Annotated in this window: 10 protein-coding genes; 3 read left to right on the top strand and 7 right to left on the bottom strand. The window is 63.4% G+C overall.

Going from position 1 to position 11,831, the window contains the following annotated elements; genetic code table 11:
• Positions 1-109: 109 nt before the first annotated feature.
• A complete protein-coding gene (locus tag HBO11_RS15285) occupies positions 110-1,108 on the bottom strand; it encodes a haloacid dehalogenase-like hydrolase (RefSeq protein WP_169955047.1) in 999 nt (332 codons plus the stop codon).
• A 302-nt stretch (positions 1,109-1,410) separates the two neighbouring features.
• On the opposite strand from HBO11_RS15285, the gene HBO11_RS15280 reads away from it, so the two are divergent.
• Positions 1,411-2,802: an L-cystine transporter gene (locus HBO11_RS15280; RefSeq protein WP_169954951.1), complete on the top strand. Its 1,392-nt coding sequence runs from the start codon at positions 1,411-1,413 to the stop codon at positions 2,800-2,802.
• A gap of 67 nt (positions 2,803-2,869) precedes the next feature.
• On the opposite strand, the gene HBO11_RS15275 is transcribed toward HBO11_RS15280, so the two are convergent.
• Complete coding sequence (locus HBO11_RS15275) at positions 2,870-3,382, bottom strand: dihydrofolate reductase (RefSeq protein WP_169954952.1); 513 nt, start codon at positions 3,380-3,382, stop codon at positions 2,870-2,872.
• A 69-nt stretch (positions 3,383-3,451) separates the two neighbouring features.
• Between HBO11_RS15275 and HBO11_RS15270 the strand changes: the two genes are divergently transcribed.
• Both HBO11_RS15270 and HBO11_RS15265 read left to right on the top strand, forming a co-directional pair.
• Positions 3,452-4,831: a DUF2868 domain-containing protein gene (locus HBO11_RS15270; RefSeq protein ID WP_169954953.1), complete on the top strand. Its 1,380-nt coding sequence runs from the start codon at positions 3,452-3,454 to the stop codon at positions 4,829-4,831.
• The gene (locus tag HBO11_RS15265) at positions 4,824-6,191 is read left to right on the top strand and encodes a DUF3482 domain-containing protein (RefSeq protein WP_169954954.1); all 1,368 of its coding nucleotides are present in this window, start codon (positions 4,824-4,826) and stop codon (positions 6,189-6,191) included. Before HBO11_RS15270 ends, HBO11_RS15265 begins: the two co-directional genes overlap by 8 nt.
• Here the strand turns inward: HBO11_RS15265 and HBO11_RS15260 are convergent.
• The 5 genes from HBO11_RS15260 to HBO11_RS15240 form a co-directional block, all read right to left on the bottom strand.
• On the bottom strand, positions 6,188-6,742 hold the full coding sequence (locus HBO11_RS15260; protein WP_169954955.1) for a phosphonate degradation HD-domain oxygenase: 555 nt from the start codon (positions 6,740-6,742) through the stop codon (positions 6,188-6,190). The two genes, HBO11_RS15265 and HBO11_RS15260, sit on opposite strands and share 4 nt — an antisense overlap.
• Before the next feature lie 141 nt (positions 6,743-6,883).
• On the bottom strand, positions 6,884-7,909 hold the full coding sequence (locus HBO11_RS15255; protein WP_169954956.1) for a putative 2-aminoethylphosphonate ABC transporter substrate-binding protein: 1,026 nt from the start codon (positions 7,907-7,909) through the stop codon (positions 6,884-6,886).
• A gap of 26 nt (positions 7,910-7,935) precedes the next feature.
• On the bottom strand, positions 7,936-9,660 hold the full coding sequence (locus HBO11_RS15250; RefSeq protein WP_169954957.1) for a putative 2-aminoethylphosphonate ABC transporter permease subunit: 1,725 nt from the start codon (positions 9,658-9,660) through the stop codon (positions 7,936-7,938).
• Position 9,661: 1 nt separating this feature from the next.
• Positions 9,662-10,726 carry a putative 2-aminoethylphosphonate ABC transporter ATP-binding protein gene (locus tag HBO11_RS15245; protein ID WP_169954958.1) on the bottom strand — a complete coding sequence of 355 codons (1,065 nt, stop codon included), beginning with the start codon at positions 10,724-10,726 and terminating at the stop codon, positions 9,662-9,664.
• A 237-nt stretch (positions 10,727-10,963) separates the two neighbouring features.
• Positions 10,964-11,827: a LysR family transcriptional regulator gene (locus tag HBO11_RS15240; RefSeq protein WP_169954959.1), complete on the bottom strand. Its 864-nt coding sequence runs from the start codon at positions 11,825-11,827 to the stop codon at positions 10,964-10,966.
• Positions 11,828-11,831 lie beyond the last annotated feature (4 nt).

The following is an 11,831-nucleotide window of genomic DNA, read 5'->3' as shown; positions in this document are numbered from 1 at the left end:
CAAACCACAGGAGATCAAATGTAGGAGCTGGCTTGCCTGCGATCCAGGCGACCCGGTCTGCCTGCCACACCGCAGTGATGCGATCGCAGGCAAGCCAGCTCCCACAGGGTTACTGGATTTCATCGGGCTTGACGATCACCCAGTTCTTGTCCGCCGTCACCGCCAGCCCTTCCTTGGCCTGGGCCGCAGCATGCTTGGCCATCATGCCGTTGAGCTGGGTCATGTACTTGTCCTTGCGGTTGATCCACAAGTGGATGCCACCCTTGGCCACGTCCACATCGTGAAACAGCATGTAGCCGTCGCTGGTAGGGGTGTCGCCGCCGACCAGTAGCGGTTTTTTCCACTCGTCGATGTAGGTGAGGATCGCCGCATGCTTGCCGGCCATCCAGGTCGCCGGGGTCCACAGGTAGGGGGTCAGTTCCAGGCCGAGGTTGGCCTTTTCATCGTATTTGCCGGCGCTGATCTGCTTGCGGGCAGTGGTCAGCTCGCCAGTCTTGCGGTCCTTGAGCAACAGGCTGACCCCGATGACATTCTGCGGCTTGACGTTGTAGCCGTACTTCGGATCGGAGGCGACCATGCGTACCAGCTCTTCAGAGGCGGCGGTCATCACGTACACGTCGATGCCGTTTTCCATCAGTTTGTTGTACAGCTCGGTCTGGCCGGTGAAGATTTTCGGCGGTTGCACCTCCATGTTCTTCACCACATCGCCTTCAAAGTAGGTGACCGGCACCGGCTTGCCGGAGGCCATCAACTCATCCACGTAACCCTTGAGTTCCTTGAGGGTAAAGCCTGAAAACACCTGGGCGACCCACGGGTAGCAGACCATGTCGTCCACTTCGCACAGGCGATAGTAGTAACTGAACAGACTTTCCTTGTGCTCGGCGGTGTCTTTGAACGGCATAAGCTTGAGCGATGGGTCGAGACTGTCGCGGGTGATCAGGCCCTTGTTTTCCATGTACGGCAACAGCGACTCTTCGAGGTCGAAGCGGTAGCTGGTGTTGTCCATGTCGAACACCGCGTAATTGCCCTTGTTGGCGTTGGCCGCAATCATTTCATTGAGTTGCTTGGCGGCGGGTGCCGGCCAGTGCTTCAACTCGGTGGCGGCCATGACCTGGCTGGCAAGCCCCAGGCACAGCGCGGCGGCAAACAGTCTCGACGTGAGCTTCATGTGCGTTTTCTCCCTGAGTGAAAGACATCGACGCTAACAAATCCGTGTGACCGTTCCCGGCACCAGCACGACCGTCTGCGTCCTGAAACCGCCACCGGCATATGTCAGGGCGCCAGGCCCTTATTCCAAAAACGACAGTAGTCATTCCATAAAGGTATTAAATCAATATATTTCAAGCTGTTAGGCTTTCCGGTTCGCAGTCGCACGCTCAGGCGACTGGCAGCCATTTACTTGGAGCTTCAATGAATCTGCCGCTGATTCTCAATCTGCTGGTGTTCCTGGCCTTATTGCTAGGCCTGGCCCAAACCCGTCGCACCCACTGGAGCCTGGCCAAGAAGGTCTTGCTGGCCCTGGTGCTCGGGGTGGTGTTTGGTGTGGTCCTGCACACCATCTACGGCGCCGGCCACCCGGTGCTCAAGGCCTCGATCAGTTGGTTCGACCTGGTGGGCAATGGTTATGTGCAGCTGTTGCAGATGATCGTGATCCCGCTGGTGTTCGCCTCGATCCTCAGCGCCGTGGCCCGCCTGCACAACGCCGCGTCCCTGGGCAAGATCAGCTTCCTGACCATCGGCACGCTGCTGTTCACCACCGCCATTGCGGCGCTGATCGGTATCGGCCTGACCAACCTGTTCGGCCTCACCGCCGAAGGCCTGGTGGCCGGCACCCAGGAACTGGCACGCCTGCAGGTGATCCAGAGTGACTACGCGGGCAAGGTCGCCGACCTGAATATCCCGCAGTTGCTGCTGTCGTTTATCCCGCAAAACCCGTTTGCCGACCTGGCCCGGGCCAAGCCGACGTCGATTATCAGTGTGGTGATCTTCGCTGCGTTCCTGGGGGTTGCCGCGCTGCAACTGCTCAAGGACGACGTGGAAAAAGGCCAGAAGGTGCTGAACGCCATCGACACCCTGCAAGCCTGGGTGATGCGCCTGGTGCGCCTGGTGATGAAGCTGACCCCCTACGGCGTGCTGGCGCTGATGACCAAAGTGGTCGCCAGCTCCAACCTGCAAGACATCATCAAGCTCGGCAGCTTTGTGCTGGTGTCCTACCTGGCGCTGGGGTTGATGTTTGTGGTCCACGGCCTGCTGCTGTCGCTGGCCGGGATCAACCCTCTGCGCTTCTTTCGCAAAGTATGGCCGGTGCTGACCTTTGCCTTCACCAGCCGCTCCAGCGCGGCGAGCATCCCGCTGAGCATCGAGGCGCAGACCCGCCGCCTGGGCATCCCGCAGTCCATCGCCAGCTTCGCCGCCTCGTTCGGCGCGACGATTGGCCAGAACGGCTGTGCCGGCCTGTATCCGGCGATGCTGGCCGTGATGGTGGCGCCGACCGTGGGCATCAACCCGCTGGACCCACTGTGGATCGCAACATTGGTGGCGATTGTGACCTTGAGTTCAGCCGGCGTGGCCGGTGTGGGCGGCGGTGCGACGTTTGCCGCGCTGATCGTGCTACCGGCCATGGGCTTGCCGGTGGCGTTGGTGGCGCTGCTGATTTCCGTGGAGCCGCTGATCGACATGGGCCGCACGGCGTTGAACGTGAATGGTTCGATGACGGCGGGGGCGATTACCAGCCAGATCATGCAGCAGACCGATAAAGAGCTGCTCAATGCCGATGAGCATGCTGAGTTGGCGCAGGCCTGATAGAGCGCTATCGCCGGCAAGCCGGCTCCTACACGGTCCTGTAGGAGCCGGCTTGCCGGCGATGCTTTTAGGCCTTTTCCCAGACTTCGAAGTTGTACGCCGGCTTGTCGCCTTCTGCCGGATTCTGCACATTCGACACCAGCGTCCACCGGTTCAAGTCAAACTCCGGAAACCACGCATCCCCCTGCGGGCTCAACGCAACCCGCGTCAGATACAGGCGATCCGCCTGCTCCAGCCCCTGCGCATACAGTTGCGCGCCGCCGATCAGCATCAGCTCGTCCACGCCCTGCTCCAGCGCCCAGGCCTCGGCTCGCTCAATTGCCGCATCGAGGGACGGAAAAACTTCCGCACCTTCGAGCACCAGATCGGTCTGACGGCTGACCACTATGTTCAAGCGACCCGGCAACGGTCGACCCAGGGAGTCCCAGGTCTTGCGCCCCATAATGATCGGCTTGCCCAGGGTGGTGGCCTTGAAATATTTGAAATCCCCCGGCAAATGCCAGGGCATGCTGTTGTCGACGCCGATCACGCGGTTTTCACCGAGGGCTGCGATCAGGCTTAAAGGGAGAGTTTTTTTCATGGCGACGAGAATACCAGAGGCGCGGGCCAGCGGTTATGCTCCAGGCTCACTGACACAACAGGACGGCGCGTGACTGCTCTGAACCCCCTGCACACACTCTGGCTGACGGAAACCGTGCGCCTGCGTGAAGAACACGCTGGCCCCCTGGAAGACCAGGAAGCCAATCGCCTGGCCCGCAGCAACGGCGGCGACCTGCCGACGCGCATTCAAAACCGCGCGCTGTGGCTGGCCGAGCGTGACGGCCTGCGCGCTGCCCTGCTGCATTGGCTGCAAGGCGCACGCCTGGCGCTGATCGTGCTGATGGTGCTGGCCATCGTCAGCGGCGCTGGCCTGGCCTTCGCCGCCCTGGGCAACGGCCTGGCCCCGGTCAATGTGTTCTGGGCCCTGGGCAGCCTGTTGGGCTTGAACCTGATCCTGCTGCTGAGCTGGGCCCTGGGCTTGCTGTTTGCCGGCGAACACAGCGCCAGCCTCGGCCGCCTGTGGTTGTGGCTCAGCGAAAAACTCGCCCGCGATGCCAAGACCGCGCAACTGGCGCCAGCGCTGTTGTTGCTGCTGCAACGCCATAAGCTCAACCGCTGGGCGGTGGGTGTGCTGGTCAATGGCCTGTGGCTGCTGGCACTGTGCAGCGCGCTGGTGATCCTGCTGACGCTGATGGCCACCCGGCGCTACGGGTTTGTCTGGGAAACCACCATCCTTGGCGCCGACACCTTTGTCAGCGTGACCCAGGCCCTGGGCAGCCTGCCCGCGCTGCTCGGTTTCAGCGTACCCAGCGTGGAGATGATCCGCGCCAGCGGCGATTCGGCGCTGAATATCGAAAGCGCCCGCCAGGCCTGGGCTGCGTGGCTGGTAGGGGTGTTGCTGGTTTATGGCTTGCTGCCAAGGCTGATTCTCGCCGTGCTGTGCCTATGGCGCTGGAAACGCGGGCGCGCAGCCTTGGGCCTGGACCTCAACCTGCCCGGCTACAGCCACTTGCGCGAAGCCTTGATGCCCAGCAGCGAACGCCTTGGCGTCAACGATGCCGCGCCGCCGCAGTTGCACCACGTCAGCGGCGGTGCCAGCGACCTGCACAGCGATGGCGCCCTGCTGGTGGCCATCGAACTGGACAACCAGCGCCCCTGGCCGCCCAAGTTGCCGGCCACGGTCAAGGACGCCGGCATCCTCGATAGCCGCGAATCGCGCCACAAACTACTGGAGCAACTGACCCGCTTCCCGCCGGCACGCCTGCTGATCGCCTGCGACCCACGCCGCTCGCCGGATCGCGGCAGCCTCACGCTGATCGGCGAGCTGGCCCGCAGCGCCAGCGCTACCCGCGTCTGGCTGCTGCAAGCGCCACCGGGCCAGGCGCTGGATGCCGAGCGCCTCGGCGATTGGCACAGCGCGTTGCAGCAACTGGACTTGCCCTTCGCCGATTGCGCGCCGCTCACCTGGCTGGAGACCGGTCATGACTAAACCCCTGAAACTGGCGGTAGTCGGCCACACCAACGTCGGCAAGACCTCGCTGCTGCGCACCCTGACCCGAGACGTGGGCTTTGGCGAAGTGTCCCACCGCCCCAGCACCACCCGGCATGTCGAAGGTGCACGCTTGTCGGTCGACGGCGAAGCCTTGCTGGAGTTGTACGACACCCCAGGCCTGGAAGATGCCATCGCCCTGCTCGACTACCTCGAACGCCTCGACCGCCCCGGTGAACGCCTGGATGGCCCAGCGCGCCTGGCGCGTTTCCTCGAAGGCAGCGAAGCCCGCCAGCGCTTTGAGCAGGAGGCCAAGGTCTTGCGTCAGTTGCTGGCGTCCGACGCCGGCCTGTACGTGATTGACGCCCGGGAGCCGGTGCTGGCCAAGTACCGCGACGAGCTGCAAGTGCTGGCCAGTTGCGGCAAACCGCTGCTGCCGGTGCTCAACTTTGTCAGCAGTGCCGAACACCGCGAGCCGGACTGGCGTGAAGCCCTGGCCCGCCTGGGCCTGCACGCGCTGGTGCGCTTTGACAGCGTGGCGCCCCCCGAAGATGGCGAGCGGCGGTTGTATGAAAGCCTCGCCCTGTTGCTGGAAAGCTCGCGGCCACAGCTGGAACGGCTGATCCTCGACCAGGAAGCCCAGCGCCAGGCGCGCCAGCTAAGCGCTGCACGCCTGATCGCCGAGCTGCTGATCGACTGCGCCGCGTGCCGGCGCAGCGTGGTCACCGAGGATGAACAGCAAGCCATCAGCGATCTGCGCAAGGCCGTGCGCCAGCGCGAACAACGTTGCGTCGAGGCCCTGCTCAAACTCTACGGCTTCCGCCCGCAAGACGCTGCGGCCAGCGACCTGCCGTTGCTGGACGGGCGTTGGGGTGATGATTTGTTCAACCCCGAAACCCTCAAGCAACTGGGGGTGCGGGTCGGCGGCGGGATTGCCGCGGGGGCCGCCGCCGGGGCCGGTGTGGATTTGCTGGTGGGCGGCCTGACCCTGGGCGCAGCCGCCCTGGCCGGGGCGATTGCCGGCGGCGCGCTGCAAACCGCGCGCAGCTACGGCAGCCGTCTGCTGGGCAAGATCAAGGGCCAGCGCGAACTGACCGTGGATGACAGCGTGTTGCGCCTGTTGGCCCTGCGCCAGCGCCAGTTGCTCAAGGCCCTGAACCTGCGCGGGCATGCGGCGCTGCACAGCATCAAGGTCGACACCCCGCAGGACAAGAGCTGGCGCGAAGGCAAACTGCCCGACGCCTTGCACAAGGCGCGCGCCCATCCGCAATGGTCATCGCTCAACCCTCACCCAAGGTTGAGCCAGGCCGAGCGCCAGGAACAGATCGAGGCCCTGGCCCAACGCCTGGACGAGGCCTAGGCCGCCAGCAGTTGCCGGGCCTTGGCCTTCAACACCTCAAGGTCGAGCAGCGGCACGTGCATTTCCTTGGCCTGTTCATCCCAGTGGCGCATGCGCAGGCTCACCGCGCACAGCGGGTCCTGCTCGAACGCGCGGGCCTCGTCGGCCGTCATCACCCCGCCCTGATAACCCAGGGTGCGGCGGCTGGCCTCGCTCAAGCGTGCGTAATAGTCCGGCTGGCTGAAGGTCAGGTAACGCTTGGCCTGCACGTGATACTCCACCAGTTTCGCCAGGCGTTCGCTGAACCCGGCGCGCCGCAAGTAATCGGCGCCCAGCCGTTCGTGGCTGACCACGCCGTAGCCGCCCATGTTCGCGCCACCCTGGCCGCAGATATGTCCGATGTCGTGAAAGAACGCCGCCAGCACCACTTCATCGTCGAAGCCTTCGGCCATGGCCAGTTGCGCGGCCTGGGACATATGCTCGATCTGCGACACCGGCTCGCCGATGTAATCGGCAGCGCCATGCTGTTCATACAGAGCAAAGACCTCGGCGACTACCTGCTCAGCTTTCATTAGGCCTCTCCCCAGAATTAAGTGATGTAGCGAATTGCAGACCACTATTGCAGGCAAGCCAGCTCCCACATTTTGAATTGTGAATACCTTCAAATGTAGGCGCTGGCTTGCCGGCGATGAGGCCATCAGCCCATCGAACAGTTACTGACCCGCCACCTTCTCCGATTTGCCGTCATAGCGCTTGCGCCATTCAGCCAGGATGTTGTCACGGTTCTTCGAGGCCCAGGCAAAATCGTTCTTGATCAGGCGCTGCTCATAGTCCGCCGGCAATTCGGTCTGCGGCTTGGCAATGCCCGGCTGGGCCAGCACCGCGAAGTTTTCCTTGTACAGCTCCATCGCTGCGGGGCTGGCGGAGAAGTCGGCGAGTTTCTGCGCTGCTTCCGGGTGGGCCGTGCCCTTGATCAGCGCAGTGGCTTCGATATCCCAGCCCAGGCCTTCCTTGGGCAAGACGATGTCCAGCGGCGCGCCCTGGCGTTTCAACTGTACCGCCGGGTATTCGAAGGAAATGCCGATCGGGAACTCACCCGAAGCCGCCAGCTTGCACGGCTTGGAACCGGAGTGCACGTACTGGCCGATGTTCTGGTGCAGGTCATCCATGTACTGCCAGCCCTGCTTCTCACCGAAAGTCTGCAACCAGGCGCTGACGTCGAGAAAGCCGGTGCCGGACGACGCCGGGTTAGGCATGACGATCTTGCCCTTGTACTCGGGCTTGGTCAGGTCCTGCCAGCTGATGGGTTTGCTCAAGCCCTGTTTCTCGGCTTCGACGGTGTTGAAGCAAATCGTCGCGGCCCACACGTCCATGCCGACCCAGGCCGGTGGGTTGGCAGCGTCGCGGTAGTTCTTGCCAATCTTGTCCAGATCCTTTGGCGCATAGCTTTGCAGCATGCCTTGCTGATCGAGGATCGCCAGGCTGGAAGCCGCCAGGCCCCACACCGCATCGGCTTGCGGGCGGGATTTTTCCGCCAGCAGCTTGGCGGTGATGATCCCGGTGGAGTCGCGCACCCACTTGATCTCGACGTCCGGGTTGGCCGCCTCGAAGGCTTTTTTGTAGGTCTTCAACTGCTCGGCTTCAAGGGCCGTGTACACGGTCAACTCGGTCTTGGCAGCAAAGGCATTCAGGCTGAACGCGGTGAGCACAGCAGCGGCGAGGGCCAGGGGCTTGAACATGGTGCGTTTCCTTGTGGGGGGCAGAGTTATTGACCGGGCGCGGTTTGGCGCCAGGCCTGGGAGCGGCGCAACAAACCGCGTGAGGCCCACGCCAGCAGCAGCGAGACGCTGGCTGAGGTGAACAGAATCAGGGTCGACATGGCCGCCGCGCCGCCTACGTTGCCGGCGTCGTCCATGTTCAGCACGGCCACTGCGGCGAGGATGGTGTCGGGGCTGTAGAGAAAGATCGCGGCCGATACGGTGGTCATCGCCGAGACAAACAGGTAGCGCAGGATGTCCAACAGCGCCGGCAGGCAGATCGGTACGGTGACCCGCAAAAAGTGGCGGTACAGCGGCGCCTTGAGCGACAGCGCGGCGGCTTCGAACTCGGCGTCGAGTTGGCGCAGGGCCGTGGTGGCGGTCATTTGCGCGGTGGTCAAATAGTGAGCAATGGTGCACACCACCAGCAGCGTCATGGTCCCGTAGAGCACATGCAGCGGGTTGCCGTTGAGGTTGAAAAAGAACACGTAGCCCAGGCCCAGCACCAGGCCCGGTACCGCCATCGGCACAAAGCTGAGCATGCGCAGCGCCAGGTTGAGGCCTTTTTGCCCCTTGGTCTTTTCCATCAGATAAGCGCCGGTGAAGATCAGCACGCTGCCGATCAGTGCGGTGCAGATCGCCATGGTCAAGCTGTTGCGATAGGCCAGCCAGCCGCCGCCGGCGGTGTCATTGAACTGATAGTGGTTGAGCGACAGCGACAGGTTGTACGGCCAGAACTTCACCAGCGACGAGTACACCGCCATGCCGAACACCAACAGCAGCACCGCGCAGATCAGCAGCACAATCGCCAGGTAACAGCCATCACGCAGACGCGAAGGCGCCGGCTGGAACACCTGGGCGCGGCCGCTCATGGAGTCTCCGTGGCGCCGGCGCAGCCAGGTATCCACCGCAAAACTGAGCAGCGCCGGCAACAGCAGCACCATGCCGATCAGGGCACCACGACCGAATTGCTGCTGGCCGACCACGGCCTTGTAGGCTTCCAGCGCCAGCACTTGATAGTCGCCGCCCACCACCACCGGCACGCCGAAGTCGGTGATGGTCAGGGTGAACACCAGGCAGAACGCGGCGAACACGGCCTGGCGTGTCGCCGGCCAGGTGATGCTGCGAAACGCCCGGGCCGGGCTGGCGCCCATGCTTGAGGCGGCATCGAACAGCCGCGCGTCCGCCAGGGACAACGCCGACAGCAGGATCATCAGCGCGTGGGGAAAGGTGTAGATCACTTCACCGAGGACAATCCCCCAGAAGCCGTAGATGTTGTCTGACAGCAACCCGCGCAACATGCCCTGGTTGCCGAACAGGTACACCAGGGCGATGCCCGGCAACATTGACGGCGCCATCAGTGGCAGCAACGACAGGCCGCGCCAGAGGGTCTTGCCGGGGATCAGCGTGCGTTGCAGGGCGTAGGCAAACAGGTAGGCCAGGGGTACGACAATGATCGCGACGCTCAGGGAAACCTTCAGGCTATTGCCCAGCAGCCAATGGAAGTTGGCGCTGGTCAGCAACTCGCGCGCGGCCACCAGGCCGCCGCCCTGGCCGTCTTCGGCGCTGAAACCGCGCCAGAAGATCGCCAGCAACGGCAGCAGCACGGCGACGCCCAACAGGCACAGTAGCAGCAGCTTGCCGCCCAGCACAAAGATGCGGTCGCCGATTTGCGCACGGGAAGCCTGACGGGCCACGCGGCCGGGTACCGGCAGGGTCATATCAACGGCCATCTCAGGCAAACACCTGCAGGCTGCGCGGTGGCAGTGCCACCCAGATATCCTGGGCGCCCAGGCGTGGCATGGCTTCCGGCGCCAGTTCGGCCAGCAGCGAATGGCCGGGCAACTGGTCCAGTTCAAAGCTCATGCGGCAACGGTTGCCGAGGAAGGTGATCTCGCGGACCTTGGCCGGGAACAGGTTTTCTTCGTGTACCGGCGGGTTGACGCTGATCGCTTCCGGCCGGCAGAACAGGCGGCCCGACGCGGCTTTGCCGCAGTCATCGGCCAGGCGCACGTTCATCCCGCCGACCTGGGCGTGGCTGGCGCTGTTGCGGCTGAACGGCAGCCAGTTGCCCTGGCCGACAAACTCGGCCACGAACGGCGTGGCCGGGCGGTCGTAGATTTCTTGCGGGGTGGCGTACTGCTCGACCTTGCCATTGTTCATCACGGCGATGCGGTCGGCCATCAGCATGGCCTCGTCCTGATTGTGCGTGACCATCAGGGTGGTGATGCCCAGGCGGCGTTGCAGTTGGCGCAGCTCGGTACACAGGTGCTCGCGCACTCGGGCATCGAGGGCCGACATCGGTTCGTCCAGCAGCAACAACGACGGGGCCGGCGCCAGGGCACGGGCCAGGGCGACGCGCTGTTGCTGGCCGCCGGACAGTTGGCCGGGGTATTTTTTTTCGCTGCCGGTCAGGCCCACCAGTTCCAGCATCTGCGCCACGCGCTTGCGCACTTCATCGCGACCGCTGCCGGTCAGGCCGTAGCCGATGTTGGCCTCGACGCTGAGATTGGGAAACAGCGCGTAGGACTGGAACAGAATGCCGTAGTCCCGCGCCTGGGGTGCCAGTAGGGAAACGTCGCGATCACCCAGGTACAACTCGCCGCTGTCCTGGCGTTCCAGGCCGGCGATGCAGCGCAGCAAGGTGGTCTTGCCGCAGCCCGAGGGACCGAGCAGGCACACCAGTTCACCGGCGGCGACGTCCAGGGACACATGGTCCAGGGCAGTAAAGGCGCCAAAGCGCTTCTGGATACCACGCACCTTCATCGGCGCGCCGGGGTTGAGCTGGGCTGTGTTCATGGTGGCACCTCATCAAACTGATGAAGGCCATGCTAGGCAGCAAATGCGTCCCTGGTGTGGCAGGAAGGCAAAAGCGGGTGATAGTGGTATTGGTGGATTTGGGTAGAGGTATAGCCTTGGGGTGTTTGGTCTACCGCTATCGCAGGCAAGCCAGCTCCCACATTTGAATGTATTCACAGATCAAAATGTGGGAGCTGGCTTGCCTGCGACGGCGATTTCAAAACCATCAAAAATCTTTCAGAGTGGCGACATTTCCTGCGCCAACCCCAGAAAAGCCGCCGGCAACCGCGCACCTTTGCGCTCTTTAAGGCAGTACAGGTACTCGGGAATCTGCGGCGCATTCTCGATCGTCAGCACTCGCAGTTGCGGGTCATGGGGCACTTCCTGGCGGGCGATGATACTGATGCCGATGTTGCGCAGCACCGCCTCGCGAATCGATTCGCGGCTGCCGATTTCCAGCAGCGGCCCATAACTCACGCCAGCGCCCTTGAGCATCTCTTCAGTCAGGCGCCGGGTGGTGGACCCTGCCTCGCGCATCAACAGGGTATGCCCCGCCAGCGCACTGAGCGGCACATGCTCCAGCACGGCTAGCGGATGATTGCGATGCACCGCCAGCACCAGCGGGTCGGTGCCCAGCACCCGGCGGATCAGGCGCGGGTCGTCCAGCAGTTGCGAGGAGGCGGCGACGTCCACCCGGTAATCATCCAGGGCTTCGAGGACCTGCTGGGAATTGCCGATTTCCACCGCCACTTCCACGTGGGGCAAGCGTTCACGAAAGGTTTTCACCAGGTCGAGGATGTAATAGGGCGCGGTCGCGGCGATCCGCAACGTGCCCTGGACCTGGCCACTGTTGCGCAGGAAAAACTCGATATCCGCTTCCTGTTGCAACAGCGCCTTGACCATCGGCATCAACCGCGCGCCTTCGTCGCTGACGGTGAGGCGGCGGCCACCGCGGTAGAACAGCTCAACTGCGTACTGGCTTTCCAGATGGCGGATCTGGGTGGTCACCGTGGGCTGGCTCAGGCCGAGTTTTTTCGCCGCCTGGGTAATACTGCCCAGGCGGGCAACCATGTAAAACGCCTTCAACTCGGCACTCAGCACACCA

It is taken from the genome of Pseudomonas sp. WS 5010, assembly GCF_012985565.1.
Lineage (GTDB): Bacteria > Pseudomonadota > Gammaproteobacteria > Pseudomonadales > Pseudomonadaceae > Aquipseudomonas.
The sequence above is the reverse complement of the archived record's forward strand: the minus strand, read 5'-3'. Positions and strand labels throughout refer to the sequence as shown.